Origin of the sequence: Methylobacter psychrophilus (genome assembly GCF_025583945.1) — a bacterium.
In the GTDB taxonomy this organism is placed as follows: domain Bacteria; phylum Pseudomonadota; class Gammaproteobacteria; order Methylococcales; family Methylomonadaceae; genus Methylobacter_C; species Methylobacter_C psychrophilus.
On the sequence record NZ_JAOEGU010000002.1, the window covers coordinates 11666 to 35739 of the forward strand.

The following is a 24074-nucleotide window of genomic DNA, read 5'->3' on the forward strand; positions in this document are numbered from 1 at the left end:
CTAAAGTATGTTAATTATTTTTGTTAAAGGTTACAACCATGTCTCACAAAACGCAGCTGATCTCATCTAAACCGGTAGAAAATCTATTCAGATTAAAGCCGCTGGTTGCGTATATGCGGGTGGTGATTGCCGGTGGCTTGTTCGCCGGTGTGGTTGTGCCAACTCATGCCGAGTTACCGGTTCCTGTTGCGGCTGGCGGTTTTGTCAGTTCCGGTAGTGCCACCAATACGATTATCGGTGATACTCTGCGTATTGATCAGCAGAGCGATAAAGCCATTCTAAACTGGCAAAGTTTTAATGTTGGTAAAGAAAATACTGTTCAGTTTGTTCAGCCAGGTAGTTCATCAATTGCTTTAAATCGTATTAATCAAGCTGATCCCAGTCAAATTTTTGGTCAGATAATTGCCAACGGCCAGGTCTATCTATATAACCAAAATGGGTTTGTGTTCGGTAAGGATTCGGTAGTCAACACCAATAGTCTATTGGCCAGTACCTTAAATATTACTGATGAGGCATTTAATCAGGGTCTTACCCGCGTATTCGATGACAATAACGGTGCGGCTGCTTTGGCCATTGAGCCAATGAAATCGGGTGCCACAATGGACCCCAAAACCGCCAGGATTTTAATCGAAGCCGGAGCTAAAATCCATACCGATAAATCAGGCCGAATCATCATCGTTGCTCCAACGATTGAGAATAAAGGTTCGTTGTCAAGTGATAATCAAGGGCAAATTATTCTGGCGGCCAGTCAGGATAAGGTCTATTTGCAGGCTGCCAGCCCGACAAGTCCTTTTGCGGGATTGGTCGTTGAAGTGGATACCGGTGGCACAGTGACCAACGCCGGTGATATCCTGGCGAAACAGGGTAATATTACCATGGCCGGTTTTGCCGTTAACCAGCAAGGCCGGGTGAGCGCGACTACCTCGGTGAGTGTTAATGGCTCTATTCGGCTGCTGGCGCAGGAGCAGCACGGAAAATTGGGTGAACAATTGGTTGCGACCAGTACCACGCGAGCTACAGCGATGGATGACGGCCTTGGCACCAAGGCAAAAGTGACTTTTTCCCCAGGCAGTGTAACGCAGGTAATTGCTGATGCTGATGGAGGCACCGCTATTGACGAGCAGCTTCAGCCAGAGTCGTATATGCAGGTATCTGCAAACACAGTGCACTTAAAATCGGGATCATCAATTAAGGTTACTGGTGGAAAAGTAGATATAACTGCCACTGATAATTTGGCTAATGCTACGCTTGGGCAAAGCGGTCAAATCCATGTTGAAAACGGTGCCCGTATAGATGTTTCCGGAACAAAAGGCGTGGTAGCTCGGATGGAGCGTAATGTCGCTCAGATTTCGGTGCAAAGTTTTGAATTACGCGATGCACCGTTACAACGAACCGGTGTCTTAAAAGGTGAAACCATCAACGTTGATCTTCGCAAGCCCACAAGCATTGTCGATATTAGCGGAGCATTAGCCCGAATAACTCGTGGTATTGACGAACGATTGGGTGTCGGTGGTCAAATTAATTTTACTGCCAGCGGCGATGTTATCATTAATGACGGTGCTAATGTTGATATTTCCGGCGGTTCAGTCATCTATCAGGATGGCTACATTAATACCACCAAGTTAATGAACGATTTTGGTCGTATTGTTGATATTAGTGCCGCTGATCCGAATCAGCATTACCAAGCTATTTTTGGCGTAGTGACGGAAAACCACCTGAAATGGGGAGTCACTACTGTCTATAATATTCTTGACCAATTTGGGCCTGGTGTATTTCAGAATGGCTATGTAGAAGGTAAGGATGCCGGCAACTTTACTATAAAAGCACCACTGGTAGCTTGGAATGGTAATTTGGTTGCAGGTAGCGTTACCGATATTTATCAGCGTGATATTTCAACTGCGCCTTTTGGCGGGCAATTTTCTGTCGATACGGCCGTTTTTAATTCCTTACAGAATATTCGCTTTCAAACCGAAGGCAACAGTTTACAAATTGCACTTGATAGCGCTTTTCCTAAAGACGGTGATAAAAAGCCTGTTGATATGATTATAGCCGCAGACTTGTTTAGCCATTCCGGTGTTCAAGAGGTTTCCGTTAAAACCCTGGGTAATGTTACTCTTGCTGAGGGTGTCAATATTGCCATGCAACCGACGGGTAGTTTAAGTGTTGAAGCCGGTAATATTAATATAGATGGCAGTTTTAAAGCCGCTAGCGGCACTATTAATTTAAAGGCTGCTACTAATTCAGTATCAACAATTGCCGGTTTTTTAGAAATTGGTAAGCAGGCAGTACTTGATGTGTCCGGCTTGTGGGTTAATGATTTCCAAAAAGGCTTGTCCGCATCGCCTACTGATCTTCTGGCGATTGCTGGCGGTACGGTTAAACTTCAAGCTGATGAGCATTTGCTGGTTAACGCGGGTTCTGCGATACACGCCGATGGCGGTGCCTGGCAGCCGTTAAGCAGAAAACTGCAAGCAGGTAAGGGTGGTGATATCACGCTTGCTGCTGTCGGAACCAATGCGATACCTTCAACTTTGACGCTGGCAGGTAATTTGTCGGCTTATGGTTTAGAGCAGAATGGTAGTTTAACTCTCGCAAGTGGACGAATTATTGTCGGTAAACTTAATGCTGCTGAAGTAGAGGCTAATGCGATTGATCAGGCTTTAGTGCTTGGAGTATCAAATGACAATTTTGACTTTTCTCAACAATTGGCTTTTAGCAAGATAGATTTGTTGGCTAATTTTGCTGATTTGACGGTTAAATCCGGTGTGCATCTTGATTTAAAAGCAAAAAATCTTGAAATTGAACCCGGGTTTCTGGCAAAAATAACGGGTAGTTCGTTGCGTGATTTTACAAAAATTGTCGAGTTACCGGAGCATTTACGAAATCCTCTACAATTAACTTTGGACGGAAATACGGGAGTTACCGTTGAAGCAGGTAGTCATGTAATGCTCGATAAAGGCTCTGTAATGACGATACAGAGTTCAATCGGCAGCATTTTTGTTGATGGTCAGCTACAAGCCGATGCCGGCCAAATTAAATTGGCCATACTTCCTTTGGCAGGTCTGGAATATGATGCCAAGCAGACTATTTGGCTGGGTGAACATGCCAAGATTCTGGCGCAGGGTGCTACACGTATGAATATCCCTGATATTTTAGGTCGCCGTACAGGTGAAGTGCTAAACGGCGGCGAAATTAGTTTTGATGCGCAGCGTGGTGCTGTGGTTCTGACGGAAGGTTCACTGCTTGACGTATCGGGAACGAGTGGTCAGCTGGATATATTACAATCAACAAAGAATGTTGGCGTTAACTATGCTGAACAAATAATTGCTTCCGATGCCGGCAAGATACAGCTGACTGCTGCCGAAGGTATTGTACTGGATGGAACCCTGCGAGGTATTGGCGGTTCTTCAACGACACATGGTGGGGGACTTGAGATAACTCTGGATCGTTCAAAACGTAATCCTCCGGATGTTCCAAAAATCCCGTTCCCCGACGATGCATTAATCATTAACGTCAATCAGTTTAGAAATCGTTCATTAGGTAAAGACCTTGGCTTTGGTGATGATTTTTCAGGCGTTTTAAATGGACAGGCAACGCTGAGCGCAGATAAAGTTATGGCGGGTGGTTTTGCTGATCTGCGTTTGAGTACCAAGGATGAAGTTGTGTTTGTAGGGGATGTCAATTTAACCACCACTGAGCGGATAAATATTGATGCCAGAATTATTAGTGCGGCAGGTGTCGATGGTGCGGATGCAGGGAAAGTTGTTCTTAAAACGGATTTACTGACAATTGGCTCCTCTTTGAATCGGTCGATAGCTGATTCCGCAGCTGTTGGCAAAGGCCTGTTGACTGCCAGCGCACAATGGATTCAATTAAGTGGCGCTACCCAGTGGAATGGTTTTAGTCGTATTGCTTTAAACAGCGAGCATGATTTACGCACTATCGGTTTGCGTAACGATGATAACCAGCGAGATTTTGTTGGTGCGCTGGTAACAGCGGCTGATTTACATTTACAAGCCAGTCAAATATATCCTTCGACCCTGACTGACTTTACCTTCGTGGTAAAAAACAATCCAGACGGAAAAATCAGTATTACCGGACGTAATACTGATGTGTCGCCCTTATCGGCGGGTGGTAAATTGACTTTTGAAGCAGCCGTTATCAATCAGCAGGGGGTTTTAAAAGCGCCGTTGGGTACAATTACTCTTAAAGCCGATAAGAGTTTGACGCTCGACGAAGGCAGTTTGACTTCGGTATCTGCCAAGAATCAAATAATTCCATTTGGGGTAACTCAAGGCGGTCTGGATTGGCTTTATCCATTGGACAGTTTGCGTAATCTGGTATTTGATAGTGCTCCGGAAAAGCGCTTGGTATTGTCGGCACCAGCAATGACCCTTGCCAAGGGCAGTGTGGTCGATGTGACTGGTGGTGGTGATTTGTCTGCCTACGAATTTCTACCCGGAGCGGGTGGCTCATATGATTATTTACAATCGGGCAGCGCATCTAATCAAGGTGGCTTTGCCATTTTGCCGGCATTAGGTTCTCAGTTGGCACCCTATGATCATTATGAAAGTCAAGGCTTTTCTTACGCTCCCGGCAGTACCGTGTATCTGAGCGGCAGTTCTGTTTTGCCTGCCGGGGAATATGCGATTTTACCAGCTCATTATGCATTGATGCCGGGGGCATTTTTGATAACGCCGCAGGCTAATTCGCAAGATATAGCGATTAATCAATATACGATTGATGGACGTACTATTGTCCCTGGCTATCAAAAGCTGGCAGGATCAAGCGTTGTTGATGCACGCAGTAACGGCTATCGGATTGAAAGTGGTGCCGATGTCCGCATAAGGTCAAAATACGATGCCGTTACTGCCAATCAATTTTATCAGGATCGTGCAACGAAAAATTCGACCGATGTTCCTTTGTTACCAATCGATAGTGGTCAAATAACCTTGATAGCTCAAACCAGGCTGATCATGGATGGGCAATTTATGGTTGATGCCGTGTCGGGTGGTCGAGGCGCAAGAATGGACATCGCCGCCAATAAAATTAACGTGGTTAACCAGTTGAGTGCAGCACCAGTGGCTGGCACGCTTGAAATTCTGGCAGATAATTTGAGTGGGTTAAAAATCGATAGCCTGCTGTTGGGTGGGTCTCGTAGCCGTAATGCGAGTTCTAATGCAACTGATGTTAACGTAACAGCAGAGGAAGTAATTTTTTCTGCTAATAGTAAATTATTTGTTTCTGACTTAATTGTCGCTGCTGCCCATAAAATTGAAGTGCAGAATGGTGCGGAGTTAACGGCAAACGGCAAAATCAATAGTGGTGACAGCATACTGAATGTGAGTGGTGACGGTGCGTTGCTGCGGCTTTCTGGCGATAAGCAAGTCATATTAAACAGAACCAACACGCCTGGTGATAACGGTAAATTGATAGTTGCCGCAGGGTCGAAACTGACGGCTTCCGAGTCCATGCTGCTGGATGCCAGTCAATCGACTTCACTGGAAGGCGATGTTTTTATGAACGGTGGTTCTTTAAACCTAAGTGCTAACGCCATTAACATGGGTGAAGTAGCTGGCTTGACCCTTAATGCTTTAAATTTAACCGATCAGAAATTATTAAATCTATCTGTCGATGAATTAATTTTAAACAGTCGAGGCACTGTTGGCTTTTATGGTAATGTCGGGCAAGTTGATGCACCTATAAAATTCGATCGACTGGTTATTAATGCCGCCGGGTTTTCGGGTTTTGGTAGTAGTGATCAGGCGGTTAGGTTGGAAGCTAATGACCTGGTATTGGCAAATCCGTTAGGTGCCATTGCAACGACTACAGGTACCGGATTAGGCAGTCTTGATTTATTAGCCACTAATTTTACTCAGGGAGCAGGAACCTTTGCAGTTAAAGGCTTTAATGCCGTTAATATCAATGTAAATAACAAATTTATCGTCGATGGTAAAAGTGCTCTGAATGTTGCTGCAGATTTAAATTTAAACGCAGGTTACCTGACTGCAACCGGGGGTTCCAGTTTTAAACTGGATGCCAGTGGTCATGCTCTAAATATCAATGGCAATGAGGGTGCAATTAGTGCAGTGTCACCTGGCTTTGGCGGGGCAATGGAGTTTGTTGCTGATACTATTGCTTTTGATGCAAATACTCTGTTAGCTTCCGGCAGGCTAAATCTGCAAGCCTTAATTGGTGATGTCTTTGTCGGTTCGGCTGCAAATATTGATCTGGCAGGCCGGGCGGTAACTTTTGCCGATATAGCAGATTACACGCCAGGTGGTACTTTTACAGCAATTGCCGATAAGGGTGCAATAACGCTAGCTTCAGGGTCAAAATTGGACATCAGTACGGGCGGTGGTTCGGCGGCGGGTGGTAATCTGGTTCTTAAAGCTCCCAAGCAGGCCGTAACCTTGGCCGGGCAAATCAAGGCCACCGCCAGTAGCGCTGAAATTGATGTGTCTGCTTTTAGCGGTTCATCCAATTTTGATAGTTTGATGGCTGTTCTTAATAATGCCGGTATAGACAATACAATTTATTTCCGTAGCCGCGATGCCAATATAGTCCAGGCAGCAAATAACATAATTAACGCTAATAATGTCACGTTGGTTGCTGACAAAGGTGCTGTCAATATTTTCGGGCAGCTTCATGCTGACGGTGTTGATCAAGGTGGCAAGATTAATATTTATGCGGGTGATAAAGTTACTTTGGAAGCTGGGGGGCAATTAACAGCAATCGGTGCCAAGGGTGGTAAAGTCTTATTATCTTCGGTAGATGATGATAGTGATGGTATCAGTGGTATTGCATTAAAAGACGGTTCCATGATTGACGTCAGCGGTACTGAGGCGGGCGGGGATGTGACTTTACGCGCTTTGCGTACAGCTACCGGAATTAATGTTGAACCGGTTTCTGCAGGCGTGGTTAAGGGTGCCGCCAGATTTTATGCAGAGGGTGTTAAAAAATATACCAATGCTGATTTGGGTAATGATAGTCAGATTAACACGGCAGATATTACCAAGATAAAAACCCAAACTGCTAATTACATGACTTCAACGACTATGACTAATGTCGCTAATCTGGCACCAGGAATGCGCTTAACTGCCGGGGTTGAAGTTGATTACAACGGCAATTTAACCTTAAAAGATAATTGGGATTTGGTCACATGGCGTTATGGTGATATTGCTGACAGTAATGTTTGGAATGATTTGCCGGGCAGATTGGTTATTAAGACCAGTGGTGATTTTAAAGTCGATAAGTCACTAACTGATGGTTTTAAAACGGAGAGTTTTGGTGGTGTAAACATCATTGATAAGCTGCAGGGCGGTGAATCCTGGTCTTATAATCTGGTTGCAGGTGCGGATGTTAAAAGCGCTGATATTAATGCGGCGGCTCAAACAGGTAATTTAGTGATTGCTTCCAATACGGTTATTCGTACCGGTAGTGGCGACATGCAATTGACAGCGGGGGGTGATATTAATTTTACCGATGGTTCTTCTTCAGTTTATAACGCCGGACATCCTACCGAGACATCGCCTTATGGCAGTTTAAAAGATCGTTTCGTCGCGCTGACTTTTTATAGCGAATATCCGGTGGAAGGAGGCGACCTGGCAATAGTCGCCGGAGGCAATATTAATGGCGCAGCTACCACCACTAACGATTTTAATGATTGGTTATTTCGGATAGGTAGTTGGGCGGCGACTGACGATCACTCAGGACAAAGACCTACTGCATGGGGTATTGCACTGGGATATTCGCCTGCTTTTAGTTCGTTAAATCCTGCCAGATCAAGTCAACCTTTCTTTAAGCAAAATGTCGGCTCATTTGGCGGTGGTGCTGTCATGGTATCTGCCGGCGGTAATATCAGTAATCTTGATGTGATGATGCCAACTACGGGCAAGCAGACGGGTGAAGCAGATAACAGTACTACAAACAGTTTTGATTTTTTAACCAATCAAGTCGAAGTTAATGGCGGTGGTGCCATGCAAATTAGTGCCGGAGGTGATATTGCCGGAGGTACTTATTATTTAGGAAAAGGTAACGGCACGATGACAGCCGGTGGGCAAGTTACCGGCGGAAGCGTCTTTACCAAGGGTCCTGAGTTTTTGATTGGCGATACGAAGTTTTCTGTCAATGCGGGTAGTGGTGCCAGTATAACCGGGGTATCGGATCCAATGATTGAGCATAAAGCTGATGTCAATTTTTTCAGTTACAGTGCCGCTAGTGCAATTAATATAGGATCATTATCCGGTGACATTATATTAAGCTCTGATGGAAGTATTTTCCCCAGAAGCAACACCAACAGTAACCAACAAACATTGGCGCGAATTTATCCGGCATCGCTTCATTCCACTGCCTTTGGCGGTAGTATTGAATTAACAGATGAGATTATCCTGTTTCCAGGTGCAAACGCTGAGTTGAGTTTGCTTGCCGAACAAAACATTACCGCCGATTTAGGTATCAGGTTGGGGATGTCGGATGGAGATCGTACATTATTGCCTTATCCGGAATCACCATTGTCGCGTAATAATATGTCGGCAGTCATTGGCAGGATTGATCCTTTTGGCGGTGATTCCAAGCTGTTGCACGCGGCCGTGCCCATTCATAGCGGTGATAATCAGCCTGTGCGCTTGGTTACCAGGCAGGGTGATATAGAAAATATAGGCTTTAATCTCGCGAAAAAAGCTTTAATTAAATCTGGTCATGATATTGTCAATTTATCGCTCGCAATCCAACATGTAAATGAGGGTGATGTCACGTTATTGGAAGCTACACGCGATCTTCTTGATACCAGTGACCGTGATCCTGCGACAGGTGGCTTGTTAGGTAATTCTGCAAAGATCGAAGTCGGCGGTCCCGGCGAAGTGCTGGTTAAAACAGGGCGTAATATTGACTTGGGTGCCTCCGGTGGTATTTCTACCTTGGGTAATGTTGTAAACACCGTCTTGCCAGGTCAGGGTGCCAATTTAACTATCCTTGCCGGTGCTAACGGAGAGCTTGATTATTCTGGTTTCATTGCTACTTATTTACAGGGCAATGACAAATATACGCCTGCACTTACGCAGGTTACGTTACTGATAACCGATTTTATGCGTAGCAGGATGAATGATTCTGCACTCAGCGACTCTGATGCACTTGAGGCTTTTGCAGAGCTTAATAGCAGTGATTTTATGGCTATTCAAACACAAATCAACGCTATTATTTTGCCGGTATTTTTCAATGAAATTAAGGAGTCAGGTACTGCTTCGGCAGGTACCGGCTTATTGGGCAATAAACCTGGATTTGCTGTTATTGACAAGCTGTTTCCTGGCAGTGCATGGAAAGGCGACGTAAATATGTTTTTCAGCAAGATAAATACTATCGATAACGGTAATATCAATCTGGTAGTACCTGGCGGGATGGTGAATGCCGGTCTGGCAGTTTCATTTACGGGAGCAAAACCAGCATCTGAACTGGGTATAGTTGCACAACGAGAGGGTAATATTAATGCGATGGTACATAATGACTTTACGGTCAACACATCGCGGGTATTTGCTCTGGATGGTGGGGATATAATGATTTGGTCATCTGCCGGCAATATTGATGCTGGTCGGGGTGCCAAGTCAGCGATTGCAGCCCCGCCTCCGATAGTTAGTTTCGATCAAAATGGCAATATGAAAATTACATTCCCACCTATTGTCTCAGGTAGTGGTATTCGAACAGCTGCCAGTTCCATTGGCGTTGAGCCGGGTGATGTTTATTTATTTGCACCTACCGGTGTGGTCGATGCCGGTGAAGCCGGTATTGGTGGAAAGAATGTGTTTATTGCGGCAACTGCTGTTTTAGGAGCTAATAATATTCAGGTTAGCGGCGTCGGTACGGGTGTGCCAGTGGCTTCTACCGGTAGTATTGCTGCCGGGATGACTGGAACCAGTAATATGACAGCTAGTGTCAGCCAAGTAGCACAAGCGGTAACCGGAATGGATGACGGTGGCGCGGAAACCAACAAAAATGCAGCATTGGGCATGTTTAGTGTTGAGGTACTGGGTTTTGGTGACTAAGGTTTTAGCCAGGGAAATCAAAATGGGCAAATTAAAAACCATGCAGGTTTTCTGGTTACGTCGATAGTTATTAAGTAGTTGTCAATATTATATTCAACCCTCTCAATCCGGTTTTAACATGGTTAAAGCCGGATTTTTTTTGCCTCCGATATCAGCTCCGTCGCTTTGTAAGCCATCGTCATAATAATGTCATGAAGCTCTGCGATAATTACACTATTAATATACAACTGAGAAAGTAAATGAAACGGTGTGGTTTTTTATTGGTAATTCTTATGCTAATCCCGTCAATAGCATCAGCCTGGTGGAATGCAGATTGGGGATATAAGAAAAAAATAACGTTGGATGTACAAAAGTTGAAACAGGATGGCGTCACTCTGCCTGCTTCTGCGTTTGCTTTAGTCCGTTTACATACCGGAAATTTTTCTTTTTTTGCCGATCTTGCCGAGAAAGGTAAGGATATACGCATACTGGCAGCTGACGAAGAAACGCCCCTTAAGTTTTATATTGAAAAAATTGATCCCGTTAATGAAATGGCCTTGATTTGGGTGAAGTTGCCCGCTGATGCTGCTACTGCTGCCGAGCCGGTTATCTGGATTTATTATGGTAATCCTAAAGCCGTTGATGCGCAGGATGCTGCCGGCACTCACGATGTTAATCAAGTGCTTAGCTATCAATTTGGTGCAATGGGTGCAAAAGATTTAACAGCCTACGCCAATAATGCCAGCGAAATGACTTCAACCATTGGCGAAAATGGTCTGATTGCTGATGCTGCGGTATTTAACGGTAGCCAGATTATCCGTGTTCCGGCAACCCCATCGTTACAAATGTCACCCACTGCTGGTTGGACCGTTTCTAGCTGGGTAAAAATTGATCAGGCGCAAACCAACAGCGTTATTTTTCAACGATCCGGTGCGAGTGGCAATGTCACTTTATCGATTATGGGGGAAACAGTTTTTGTCGAAGTTGAGGAAGGTTCCAAACAGGAATTTAAAGCACCAACACCACTAACAGTCGGCGCATGGCATCATTTGGCATTAACCGCAACGACAGATACTTTGACGCTGTATGTTGATGGTTTGTCGGCAGGGTCTTTAGGCGTGGCGACTCGTGATTTAACCAGTAACATGACCATAGGAGCAGATTCTTTTAATGCTCGTGGGTTAACCGGTTTACTTGACCAGTTTGTGGTTTATAAAGTGGCGCTTGATGCCAATGCCGTTAAGTTTGATGCCGAAATGCAGGGGCCAACCGTTACCTTGCTGACTTACGGTGAAGACAGTACGCCGGATAGTGAAGAAGGTGGCGAGTCCCTTATTATGGGTTCGTTAAAAAATGTGACCATGGATGGTTGGATTATTATCGGTATTTTGGGCGTTATGTTTGTGGTCAGTTGGATAGTCATGATCGTTAAAGCCATTGTTTTTAGCCGTGTTCAAGGCGAAAACAAAAAATTCGAAAAAGCCTATAGCAAATTAGGCGAGCAAGATATTGCCAAGTTGAATAGTGAAGATGATGAAGACGATCTTGAGCTTGAAGAATCGCCATTGTTATTGTCGTTTACCAAGACCCATGGTGCTTTTACCGGATCGACCATTTATCGCATCTACCATGTTGGTGTTGAGGAAATGAATCATCGTCTTAAAAAAGCCGAAGGAGCAGGCAACGGACAGGTGCTATCACCACAAGCCATGAATGCGGTAAGAGCAACAATGGATGCCAAGCTAACCAGAGAGTTGCAAAAACTTAATTCACAAATGGTTTTGTTAACAATTGCTATTAGTGGTGGGCCATTTTTGGGATTGTTGGGTACTGTTATCGGGGTAATGATTACTTTTGCTGCGATTGCGGTTAGCGGTGAAGTCAACGTTAACGCTATTGCACCCGGTATTGCCGGAGCATTAACGGCAACCGTAGCGGGTTTGATCGTAGCGATTCCGTGTCTGTTTGGATATAACTATTTGGGTGGTCAAGTCAAGGAAATAACGGCTGATATGCACGTATTTGTTGATGAGTTTGTTGCAAAATTAAGTGAGCAGCATACCTGATTTAATTCATTTACTGGCTGTAGGGCGTGCCATGCGCGCCTTGTAGCAGAGCTCCCAAGGCGTGCATGGCACGCCCTACGAGAATGTACTTATCTATAATACAAACATTCTGCCAGAGAAATTTGAACTATGAAATTGCAAGAAGAAAATGCGGCGTATGACGAAATTAACGTTACACCGATGCTTGATTTGGCTTATGTACTGTTGATTGTATTTATTCTGATGACGACGGCAGCCGTTCAGGGCGTGCAGGTTAATTTACCTAAAGCCAGTAATACGCCCAGTTTATCCAAGCCACAAACCAAGGCGATTACCATCACTGCGGATGGCACCATCTTTCTTGATACTTTACCGGTAACCATGGAACAGTTAGAAACTACTTTACAGCAATATAAAGCGGTTAATCCTGCCTTGCCTGTTGTTGTTAAGGGTGATGCCACGGTTCAGTACCAAAATGTTATCAACATTCTTGCCATGTTGGGCAAACTGGAGATTACCCAGGTAGGATTAGTAACCCAAAATCTGGTTAAGTAGGCTTGCTCTTTATTGTAAAAAGCCAAAAATCTTTTATTCACCACGAAGAACAGAAGTAAAAACTTAATAAGTGATTATTCACCACGAAGGCACGAAGAGCACGAAGAAACACATTAAACGTGAATCAGGTGATGCAAGCCTTTGAAGCCTGAGTTCTTAACGTTCAATAGGTAAAATGTGGGTGATAATAAATTTCCCTCAATAGTATTTTATTTGCCATGAGAACACAAAAAACTTCGTGTTCTTCGTGTCTTCGTGGTGAAAAGTTATAACCATTTTGTGAATCAAATTATTTTTATTGTTTTATGAGTAAATACAAACGTTTCAGGACTTATGGGCCTAAAGTTATCGGTGGATTGATACTGCTTGTCGCAATCGTCTATGTGGTTAAAATTATTGGTGGTTTTCTTAGTGAAAAGCCGGTAAAGCATGAGAAAAAAATTCAGCCTATTACTTTATTTAAGCCGCCACCTCCACCGCCTCCACCGCCACCACCACCAAAAGTCGAACAGCCACCTGAACCCGAAATTCAGGAAAAAATTGATGAACCGGAGCCGGATCCTGAACCTTTACCAGATGTGCCTGATGAAAAACCGGCTGCTGATACCGGTTTGGATGCAGAAGGAACCGCAGGTTCTGATGCCTTTGGCATGGTTGGTCGTAAAGGTGGAAAAGGTTTGCTGGGTGGCGGCGGTGGGAGTCCTTTTGCCTGGTATGCCGGAACCATTAAAGACAGCTTGATTGATATTTTGTCAGACAATGACGATTTACGAAGAAAGAACTATTCAGCCGTTGTCAAAATTTGGCTGGGTCCCGATGGATCGGTTACCCGTTACGAATTGTCACGTGGCAGTAATGACCCTGACATAGATAAGTTGTTAAATAAATTGCTGGCAAAATTTAAGAAAGCGAAAGAAGCGCCGCCAGCAGGAATGGAACAGCCCGTTAAACTAAAAATTTCATCACGACTTTAGGTTTTAAACCTGACTTGAAATACCACAAATTTAATCTTACAAATTCAGGAAACACCTATGGACAAGAAGAAACCGCTACTGGCTTTAGCATTGCTATGTGCAGCCGGGTTGACACAAGCGGGTGAAAAGGAAGAATTGCTGAAGTTACGCAATACGACTACTAATCTTATTAAACAATTGGTCAAACAAGGCATATTAACCGATAAAACGGCTAATGAAATGATCAAGCAGGCAGAAGTTGATGCTGATCAGCAGGTTGCCGAGGCTAAATCAGCGGCGCCCAAGGAAGTTGCACCTAAGGAGCTCGTGCCATCTGATGAAGTTCGAGTATCGTATGTGCCTGACTTTGTAAAAGACGAAATTCGCCAGCAGGTGCGTACTGAGTTACGTGAAGAAGTGGTCAGTGATGTCATGCAAAAAGCGAAAAAAGAACAATGGGGCATGCCTAATGCCTTGCCGGAATGGATAAAACGTTTCAAGTTATCGGGTGATATACGGTTACGCTCCCAAAATGATTTCATGGCGAGTGATAATATACCGAACAGTTATTTTAATGCACAAGCTATTAATGAGGCTGGTGGCTTCACAGCAGCGGGTGTAAATGCTTTTGATAATACAACGGTTGATCGGCATCTTTTTCGTGAACGCGTGCGCTTGGGTATAGATGTAAAAGTTGCCGAAGGCTTAACCGCTGGTGTACGTCTGGCGACCGGAAATATGTTTGATCCGGTATCAACCAATCAAACCTTGGGTAATACCGGCAACCGTTATGAATTTGCTTTGGATCGCGCTTTTCTTAAATACGATGCGGTGGACAGTGAGCAGTTTAATTGGCTGACAGTTTCTGGAGGACGCATAAAAAATCCTTGGTATACTGGAGGCAGTGAATTTACAGGTGGTAGTGAATTAGTATGGGATACCGATCTGTCTTTTGAAGGTTTTGCAGGTACGATCAGGCATCAATTGGGAACATCAAATGCAATGGATCTGAGTACTGACAAAGGGCCTACGTTATTTGCGACAGCGGGTGCATTTCCTTTACAAGAATTCCAATTAAGTTCTGAGGACAAATGGCTATTCGGTGGTCAGATGGGCGTGGATTGGGGTTTTGCGAATCAGGACAGTGTTAAGTTTGGTGTTGCTTACTACGATTATGTCAATACACAGGCAATTCCGAATACAACAGCCACTGGCACCTGTGACACTAATAGTGTTAATAATGATGCGTCCGTACCTCAGTTTATGCAAGGCGGTAATAGCTTGGCAACCATTTGTCGGGAAGGTACATCACAAGCGCCTGGTGCCCAACCTGGTCAGATAGGATTGGCATCAGATTATAATATTCTCAATATTAATGGTTCATACGATTTAGCCGAATTTGCGCCATATCACATTAGAATCAGTGGTGATTATGCAAAAAATTTAGGCTTTAATTCAAATAGTATTCAAAGTCGATATGGTAATGCTTGGGGCTCAGTCGGAGGCGATAATTCCAACTCACAGACTAATGCCTGGCAGACGAGAGTTGATATTGGTTGGCCTAGAGTCGATAAAAGAGGTCATTGGAATGTCTTTTCATTTTATAAATATGTAGGGCGTGACGCAGTATTAGATGCATTTACCGATTCTGATTTTCATCTTGGTGGCACCAACGCTAAAGGTTGGGTTGTCGGGGGAAACTACGGTTTGATGAGTGGCGTGTGGCTGACTGGCAGATGGTTAAGCGCGGATATAATTACCGGTCCGTCATATGGTATCGATGTACTGCAACTTGATATTAATACACGTTTTTAATTGGATGTCGTCATGAGCAGAATTATCAAACCACTGATGGTGTCCATCTTTTTTGCTGGCAGTTTACTGTCGGCAACAATACAGGCGGCGCCTCGGGCAGTTGATGCCAATAATGGTGTTGTCCTTAAGTTGCAAGCATTGGTTAAAGATATAACCACTGAGCGTGATTTGCTTAAAACAGAAAAAGACAAGCTTGCCATCGATATAGAAAAGTTGAAGAAAGATAATGCGGCTTCTGTTTCAGAAAGTGATCGCTTAAGCAGTGAGGTTTCTGCTCAAAAAAGTAGTAACGACGCTGTTCGTGGCACACTGGAACAAACGCATGCTAAATTGCTGGAAGTGATTGAAAAATACAATGTATTAAATCAGGTTAAAAATGAGCTGAGTGCTACGCATGTTAATTTGCAAAACAGCCATAAGCAAACTGAAGCCGAACTGCAAAGCTGTGAAGGCAAAAACATAAAATTATTTGAAGCGGGAAAAGAAGTCTTAAATAGTTATGAAGACATAGGGGTGATTGACACTTTATTTAAGTCTGAACCTGTATTGCAATTCAAAAGTGTTGAAATGCAAACCATTGCTCAGGAATACGAAGACAAGCTGAGAAAGCAAAAATATCAACATAAAGAGCTAATGACGCCAAATGTTATAACACCAGTAACTAAAGAAACTAAACAGCCTTAAGTTTACTGTTATACTTCCTGCAGAAAAAATACAGGAAATTAATGGTGTTTGGGTTCGTGATAGCGAAACCCGGCATTATCCCCGAGAGTTGTTGGGTTTCGCTATTTCTTTGCATCTACTCTATACTTTGCTCTATCTCCTGCATAATCAATGTCTCTATCGATTATGCAGGGTTTGCAGGAGCAAATTCTGCCCATGCAGTCTTATGCAACCTATGATGCTTTTTTGTGTCTTTCGTGGACTGTACGTCATATCAGTCATCAAAATAAACTTAATCAGGATTTAATCAATGTTACCAATAGTACCCGGTTCGAAAAAATTGCTCATTGTGGCTATGGTTGGCCTGCTGGCAGCTTGTGGCGGTGCTGAGGAAAGAAAAGCCAAGTACATGGATGAAGGCAAGCAATTATTCACTGCAGGTGATTATCAAAAAGCCCAGCTTTCTTTTAAAAACGTATTGCAAATTGATCCTAAAGACGTTGAAGCCCGCTATCAAATGGCTGAAGCGCTGAGTAAGTTGGGCGAAATACAAAATGCAGTCGGCCAGTATATGGCGGTAATTGGCGAAGATCCAAAGCATCTAATGTCCCGATTAAGAATGGGACAGATTTTTCTGATGGTTAATAAGCCTGAAGATGCGGAAAAAATGGCTAAAGAAGTTCAGGTTATTGATCCGGAAAATATCGAAGGTAAAGTATTGATGGCGGGTGTTTATATCCTTAAAAATAATACTGATGCTGCAATGGTTGAGATTGATGCTGCACTAAAAAAACAACCGGATGATGTACAGGCAAATTTGTTATTGGCTTCACTTAATATTAGAACGGGAAAAATTGATCAGGCTATTGAGATTCTGAAAAAAAGTAGCGATAAAAACCCCACCAATCCAGCGCCGATGCTAATGCTGGCAAAGGTCTATACAGAAACAAAAGCTTTGGATAAGGCACAGCAAACGCTTGAGGCGATTATTAAAATACAGCCAAAGCAATTGGAGCATCGAAAACGTCTGGCTTTATTTTTATTGGCGGACAATCAATTGGATAAATCAGAAGCAATATTGCGAACTGCGGTTCAAGAATTACCTGATGATGTCGCTGCCAAGTCGATGTTGATCGAGTTTTTAGTTGCCAAACGAACACCGGAAATAGCTATTGCCGAATTACTGCCGATGATTGCACAAAATCCGGACAAATATGATTTGCGATTTATGTTGGCTGATTTGGAATTGGCGCAAAAGAATAATGATAAAGCCGAGCAAACGTTAAAAGAGATTGCCGATCTTGATAAGTTGGGGCCACAATCAATTAAAGCGCGAAACAAGTTAGCTGCTATTTATGTGGCAACCAAGCGAGTTGATGAAGCCAAGGCACTGGTTAAGCAAATTATTGAAGAAAATCCACGTGATTTGGAAGCACTATCGTTACGCGGCAAGTTTGCTTTGGCTGAGCGTAAAATACCTGAAGCGATTGGAGATTTTCGTGCTGTTTTGGTTGATCAACCACAAAACGTTGCAATACTAAAGTTATTAACTACTGCACATTTAATGAATAAAGATCTTGTGTTGGCACGTGAAAACATGGAGAAAATTATTGAAATTGCCCCTAAAGATGAAACTGCCAGGCTTGATTTGGCAAATTTATTACAACAGACAGGCGATACTGATAGAGCATTGCAACAAGTTAATGCACTATTAGAAGAAAATCCTAAAAGTAAAGTGGGTCTGGAAGCGGCATTTAAAATATATTTGACGCAAAAAAAGTGGGATAAGGCACAAGAAGCCGCAAGTCATGTTCAGGAAGCCTTTCCTGAAGAAGGCATGGGTTATTTTCTGTCAGGCTTGGCATTTCAGGCAGAAGGAAAAATTGATAAAAGTATACCTGCCTTTGAAAGTGCACTGGCTAAGCAGTCTGAAGCAATTGAACCATTGACGCAATTAATTAAAAGTTATCTTGCGCTTAAGCAGACAGATAAGGCTTTGGTTAAATTGACGTCAATTACCAAGCAACAACCCAAAAACTTTATTGCATATAATTTAATGGGTGGTGTTTATTTAAGCGATAAAAAGTATAGTGACGCCACAGATGCATTTAAAAAAGCATCCACCATTAAACCTGAATGGCCAATCCCGTATCGTATGATGGCGATGACTTATGGCATTCAGGGTAACAAAGCTGAAGCGATAAAAATCTATCAAGAAGGTATCGTCAACACCAAAAGCTCAATGGAGTTAGTGAACGATTTGGCTACAATTTATAATAAATCCGGAGAACACGATAAAGCGATCGCTGTGTTTGATGAGGCTTATAAACTACATCCAGAATCAACGGAAGCGCTTAATAATCTTGCCAGTTATCTGTCTGATTATGCCAAAGACAGTACAGAGCTGGAGCGTGCTGCCAAGTTGGCAGAACCGCTTGCTAAAGTTGATAACCCTAATACACTTGATACGGTTGCCTGGATTGCTTATAAGCAAGGTAACTATGCCAAGGCACAGGAACTATTGTTAAAAGTAATAGCGCTGGATGCAGGCTCTGCAATCAGTAATTATCATTTAGGTATGACTTATTACAAGCAAAATGATACTGCTAAAGCGCGTGAGTTTTTACAAAAATCTATCGAGAGTAAAGTTGAGTTTACCGGCTTGGATGTGGCAAAAGAGACTATCAAGCTGATTGACAGTGCAAGCCCAGTCACAAAATAAGTGTTAATTTGGTGTATTGTTTTGTAGTAGTTACCAATGCAGGAATAGCTTGACTATGCTTTACAAGCTATTGAAATCATAAAAATGCCGGTCGGAGTTGTAAACTCCGACCGGCATTTTTTTTTGCCAGATTAGCAATGAATTTTAACTGGGAAACTGTCCAAGAATAGGACGCGTAGCGAAGAGAAGCTATTGTGAGTAAGATTTTTTACACCCTCTTGCCGGATAAAGCAAACGGCGTACCCCAGTTGGAGTTTGGTAAGGAATTTAAAGTCACCGGGTTACCGCACATACTTGCGGCCTCGATTTTACAAGAGGTTATTCAAGTGGCTAATTTCTCTTTGATAATGGATGGCATCCTTGCCATACCTTGACGGGGTTATTCCATTAAAATTATCGGTGCTTGGTGCAACGATTGAAAGTATTAAAGAGCGCTATTAATGGGTATTTAACAATGAACGTCTTGCAAATCTGGTCCACGCAAGCAAACCACCGGCAAATAACCAGATAGCTGGAGGTAACGGTACTGCAGTTACTTCATAGCCTATTAAATCCATTGCCCGTAAATCATATTTGGATATGCCGGCAATTTGGCTATAAGCTATTGCAGGATCCATAATACCCCATAGGTTGCTGCCAGTTTCTTTCCAGTGACTGGCCTGATAGCTGTCGCCTGTGAAAGCTCCGGTAGAAAAGGGCGCCTGTGTACTCAGATCATCAAAATAACTCGCTACAGTAGGTCTCAAATCTCGCGACATGGTTGAAAAGTCGGCAGTGGTCGTCGGATTGGCACTAGTGCCAAAACGGAATAAATCCAATAAATAAGGCGTGACAGCGCCCGATTGGTTGTTTGCCAGCATGTAATCAATATCATCGACAACGGATATAAAACCTAAAATATGGCCGATTTCATGGGCGGCAACAGTTTCAAAATCCATGGTTCCAGAAGTTATGCCATTGCTGGCATCGTAATCAAAGGCAAAGCCGCTGTTAAAGTTAATGGTGCCATCGTTAATGCCGAACTGATTATCTAAGTCCATTTCGCCGAGTGCTTTAAAGTTCGCTTTGGTTGCAGCCAGATAACCGGTTTTAGTGATGCCTGTTGGCAAAAAAGCACTGAACTGACTAGCCGTCGGTAAATAACTTACGATTCCATTATCGGCTTCGTTGGCAGCATCGGACACCAGCAAATCTCTAAGAGGGGTATAACTAGTCCAAAGGTCAATTGAGCTTGCACCAGCAATCACTCTCGCATTGTTAAGGTTTGTCATGTTAACGGTAATATTGATCGTTACCGGATCAAATAACTTCGATGACCAACTGCTGGCGGCCAGATTTAGTGCGGTAGTTGCATCGCTACTCATTCCCGTGGTAATAAAATTAAAATTAAGGGCCTGAGCCGATGGCGCTACGGCCAAGCAACACAGTGAAATAGTTGCTGTTGTTATAAATTTCATTGTGTTCCTTTGTGATTTCAGCTTGCGATTAAACGAAACTAGTTGTCCTGGTATTTGATTTTGTTATTGCTGGCTTTGTTAAGTATCGTACCTAAAACATTAATGTCTTTAAGTAACGTTGCAGCACGTTTAAGTTCATCTGTTTTAGTCTGGCCTTCATCAACGATCAACAGCACACAATCTACATAAGGAGAAAAGCCAAGCGTATCGGCTTGTGACAATAGGGGTGGCAGGTCAAAAATAACAATCCTTGAGGGGTAACGGTTCTTTAGTTCACTCACTAAACGAATCATCTTTGGCGAACGAAGCATTTCTGTAGCATTAATCATTTCTTTGCCAGCCGGCAAAATTACCAGACGATCCATATCAGGATTAATCAATATTTCCTTAAGTGGCGTGTCCCGTAACAAATAATCACTAAGTCCTGCTTCCGGTTTAAGGCCAAACAGCTTGCAAATACTGGGATTATGTAAATTGGCATCAACCAATAACACACTTCGATCTAATTCCATGGAGATACTGATGGCCAAATTAGCTGCCGTCAGGCTATTGCCGGCATTATTACCAGAACTGGTGATGGCTAAAGTAGTCCAGTTATTGGCATCCATTGTTTGTAGGCAACGGGTTCGCAGCATTTTATAAGACTCAAGCCATGGGCCTGGTTTAAATCCACTTATAATACGGTTTTCTTGTAAATGTTTTTTTGTAGAGGCCTGAATCCTGGTTTGCGAGTATAAAAACTGCTCGCTATCTTCTGGCAATGCCTTGGATTTGTTTGCCGGCGGGTTGGTTTTTTCTATTATCGTTTCAATTGAATTCATAAATTATCTTCTGTTTGTAATTTAATTAGCACCGATAACACGTAATAGTTTGAACCAAAATACGTCTAACGGCATGACAATAAAATGGAAGGCTATCGTGGCCAACGTAATGGTAATTAAAGTACTGATCACCATGATGACGCGCCGTTTTGCAATGGTTTCGCTTTCTTCCCTGCTTTCAAGATAAGGAATACTTGCTAATGGCAGAACTCCTAAAATAGACGCAATGGTTTTTTCATTGTTGATAGTTGAACCCATCATCTCAACCAGGAAAACACAACCAAATCCGCTGGCAATCGCAAAAATAAAGCCCAGAAAAAGAATCGCCATCCGGTTAGGGCTTATTGGATCAAGTGCTTCTTGAGGTGGATCAATTAGCGTAAAGCGCTCGCCTTTGCGTTGTACTTCAAGCTGTTGGGATATTTGTGCTTCCATTTCTCTGGCGCTTACTTCACGATAACGAAGGTTGGTGTTGTCGAGTTCTTGAATAAGATCGGTATATTCTTTTTCGACCAGCGGTGCCTGACGTAAACTGGTACGCAGGTTTTCCATTTTCTGGTTAAGTTCTTTACGGGTAAAGGCCAGTGATCCCATATCAGCATTTATGGATTGCAGTTGTGCATTTAGCGTGATGTAAGCGGGATTATCGGGCATTATCGAAGTATCGGTCTCTGCGGTTTCGTGGGCAGTAACCATTGCTTTTTGTAAGGTAGTAATCTGTTTTTGCAGTTTTAAGACATCCGGGTGTTTGCCGGAATATTGTTTTAACAGTAACGCGAGCTCGGCTTTTTTGTTGGTCAGCTCGGCATTCAATTTGTTAATATTGGTATTGCCGCCGATCTCAATTTTTAATGAATCAATTTCGCGTTTGGTTTTAATGACATCAGGGTGGTTATCAGAATAACGCGCCAGTAAGGAGGGGTACTCTGCTTCCAAAACTTTAAGTCGGTCTCTCATATCAAATACACGGTTACCGGTAGCATTGGTCGCCAAGGCATGAGGATCAATTTGTGCCAGTTGTCCTTCAAGATAAAACTGGCGTTCATGCAATGAGCGCTCCTGACTATCAATATTTAACAACTGGCTGCCAAGCGATGTTAGTTCCTGTTGATTAAGCTGACTAATTTGCGGTAACTGGTTAAGATTTTTTTCTTTAAAAGTGGCAAATTGGCTTTGTATTTCCTGGATTTTATCTTTTAAACGATGTGACTCTTCATTTAAAAAAAGCGTTGCATTCTCGGCAGACTCAGTCCGCGATTTAATGTTTTCTTTTAGAAATAAAGACGTCAATTCATTGGCTACTTTTTGGGCAATCGCAGGATTATTGTCATCAAATGATAGTGTAAATGCGATAGTTGCTTTTGCGGCAGAGCCGCCACTGCCAATTACATCGGCACTGATGGTTTCAACCTTAAGGTTTTTTCGCATTGCCTCAAGAACTTTCTCCTCCGATGTTGATTGCAGATTTTTAGCATACATATCAAACTTCTTGATGATTTCTATCAGATTACTACGGGTCATTATGCGCTGACTGATAACCTGAATGCGCTGGTCGGCAAACGAAGTGACAGTAGAACGAACCAGATCGGAAGGGATTTCTTGCTCTTCAATCAAAATGGTAGCTATTGACCGGTATACTGAGGGCAGGGCAACTGCCAGAACAACACTTAATATAGAAACCACCACAAACGGAATCAATAAATACTTGCTGCGTCGTTTGACTATATTTAAATAATCTTTGATATCGATCGCTTGATTTTCCACGCTATTTCACCTGATTGTTGGTTTGGGGTTGGTAATTAAGTTGCAGTTGAACACTATTGTCCTGGCTGATTTGAGAGTTAGTTTTTAGTTCTTGTTGGCGATAGGTATACGATAATCCTACATTGACTTCGGGTGTCCATTTCCAGTTAATAGTCGGGCTAATAGTGGCAAAGATTCTCTCATTATTAAGTTGGCTGTTAAGTTGTGCTGGGGGTTTGTAGATTGAATAGCTGGCAGACAGCCCGGAAGACCAACGCTCGTAAATATTATAAGAAGTGTTGGCCGATAACTGGGATTGGGTTTGCATACCTTGAGAGGTCGGTGTTTGATTTTGTGAGCCTACCAGTGAAATAGAGCCTCTTTCAAAGGCTTTTTGAATGGACGCACGGTAGACTCCGCCGAAGCCGGTAGTGCTGGTGTTAGCCGTTCCGTAACGCTGGTTGTCAAAGAATTGACCAGTGAGAGGATCTTGGTAAACAGAAAATCCGAACATGTTTATTGGGATGAGTTGAGCAACAGGGAATTCTGACTCTGACAGTGAATAATTAATACCGACTGAAATATAAGTAGAGAGTGTTTCACTAAAGCTATGTTGCCAGCCTGTCTGGGCAATATTATTAAAAGTAGTTATCGCTCCCGTCGAAATTTTATAGCGAGAACTGGAAACAGTGGCATTCAGTTTGTCGTTTTCGGTGTAGTTATGGTTGAAAGTTCCTGACGCTTGTTGATAGTCATAACTGTTAAGAAAAATATTACGGGTTTGTTCGTAAGTCGATTTACTGTAAGAATAGTCAAGATCTACCGAGCTGAGTTCGGTTAAAGAATAAGAAGCCGTTGGCGCTATACTTAGGTTTTTTACCATGACTTGCGTTGGAGAAAAGCCCTGTACAGTAGTTTCACTGTTTAATGAAGACTGATTATTATAATGACCGTTAAGGCCCCACTGTAAACGCTCACCGGTGTGCTGGTAATCAGCGCTAAACAGTTGCTCACTGATGTTAAGTGCTGACTGATTCGTATAAAAAATTTGATTCCAGGTAAAATTTGATTTTAATGCATCGTTTTCACGGTTTATGCCAACGTTTATTCCCGGTGATAGCTTACTGATCCAGTTGCCCTGTTGAGGATTTGGTCGTAATAAGAGGTTGCTGGCATAGCGCTCACTGGTACTAAAGATCGGTTTGAAAAAATAATCGTTAGCTTGGCAATTGAACGGGATGCACAATATGGCTGGTACTAAAAAGCCTTTTTTCATCTTGATGG

Annotated in this window: 12 protein-coding genes; 8 read left to right on the forward strand and 4 right to left on the reverse strand. The window is 43.0% G+C overall.

All coding sequences use genetic code 11. From position 1 onward, the window contains the following. The first annotated feature begins 38 nt into the window (after nucleotides 1–38). The 8 genes from N7974_RS01165 to N7974_RS01200 all read left to right on the forward strand — a co-directional run bounded on the left by N7974_RS01165 (nucleotide 39) and on the right by N7974_RS01200 (nucleotide 19143). Nucleotides 39–10037 (forward strand): filamentous haemagglutinin family protein, encoded by a 9999-nt coding sequence (locus N7974_RS01165; protein ID WP_262963882.1) that lies wholly within the window; start codon nucleotides 39–41, stop codon nucleotides 10035–10037. 239 nt (nucleotides 10038–10276) lie between these two features. Continuing rightward, nucleotides 10277–12082 (forward strand): DUF2341 domain-containing protein, encoded by a 1806-nt coding sequence (locus tag N7974_RS01170; RefSeq protein WP_262963883.1) that lies wholly within the window; start codon nucleotides 10277–10279, stop codon nucleotides 12080–12082. 129 nt (nucleotides 12083–12211) lie between these two features. Further along, on the forward strand, nucleotides 12212–12616 hold the full coding sequence (locus N7974_RS01175) for an ExbD/TolR family protein (RefSeq protein WP_243221366.1): 405 nt from the start codon (nucleotides 12212–12214) through the stop codon (nucleotides 12614–12616). A gap of 305 nt (nucleotides 12617–12921) precedes the next feature. Beyond that, entirely contained in the window at nucleotides 12922–13590 is a 669-nt protein-coding gene (locus N7974_RS01180) for a TonB C-terminal domain-containing protein (protein ID WP_262963884.1), read from the forward strand. A 57-nt stretch (nucleotides 13591–13647) separates the two neighbouring features. Beyond that, nucleotides 13648–15384 (forward strand): putative porin, encoded by a 1737-nt coding sequence (locus N7974_RS01185; RefSeq protein ID WP_262963885.1) that lies wholly within the window; start codon nucleotides 13648–13650, stop codon nucleotides 15382–15384. A gap of 12 nt (nucleotides 15385–15396) precedes the next feature. Then, complete coding sequence (locus tag N7974_RS01190; RefSeq protein ID WP_262963886.1) at nucleotides 15397–16068, forward strand: hypothetical protein; 672 nt, start codon at nucleotides 15397–15399, stop codon at nucleotides 16066–16068. A gap of 289 nt (nucleotides 16069–16357) precedes the next feature. After that, on the forward strand, nucleotides 16358–18769 hold the full coding sequence (locus N7974_RS01195; RefSeq protein WP_262963887.1) for a tetratricopeptide repeat protein: 2412 nt from the start codon (nucleotides 16358–16360) through the stop codon (nucleotides 18767–18769). Between the two features lie 194 nt (nucleotides 18770–18963). Then, a complete protein-coding gene (locus N7974_RS01200; protein ID WP_262963888.1) occupies nucleotides 18964–19143 on the forward strand; it encodes a hypothetical protein in 180 nt (59 codons plus the stop codon). Between the two features lie 63 nt (nucleotides 19144–19206). On the opposite strand, the gene N7974_RS01205 is transcribed toward N7974_RS01200, so the two are convergent. Genes N7974_RS01205 through N7974_RS01220 form a run of 4 tightly spaced genes read right to left on the reverse strand, consistent with a single transcriptional unit; the run spans nucleotide 19207 to nucleotide 24066 of the window. After that, nucleotides 19207–20226, reverse strand: coding sequence for a M10 family metallopeptidase domain-containing protein (locus N7974_RS01205; protein ID WP_262963889.1), 1020 nt, complete (start codon nucleotides 20224–20226; stop codon nucleotides 19207–19209). 38 nt (nucleotides 20227–20264) lie between these two features. Further along, nucleotides 20265–21047 carry a CpsD/CapB family tyrosine-protein kinase gene (locus N7974_RS01210; RefSeq protein WP_262963890.1) on the reverse strand — a complete coding sequence of 261 codons (783 nt, stop codon included), beginning with the start codon at nucleotides 21045–21047 and terminating at the stop codon, nucleotides 20265–20267. Nucleotides 21048–21068: 21 nt separating this feature from the next. Continuing rightward, nucleotides 21069–22811 (reverse strand): lipopolysaccharide biosynthesis protein, encoded by a 1743-nt coding sequence (locus tag N7974_RS01215; protein WP_262963891.1) that lies wholly within the window; start codon nucleotides 22809–22811, stop codon nucleotides 21069–21071. Between the two features lies 1 nt (nucleotide 22812). Continuing rightward, entirely contained in the window at nucleotides 22813–24066 is a 1254-nt protein-coding gene (locus N7974_RS01220) for a porin family protein (protein ID WP_262963892.1), read from the reverse strand. Nucleotides 24067–24074 lie beyond the last annotated feature (8 nt).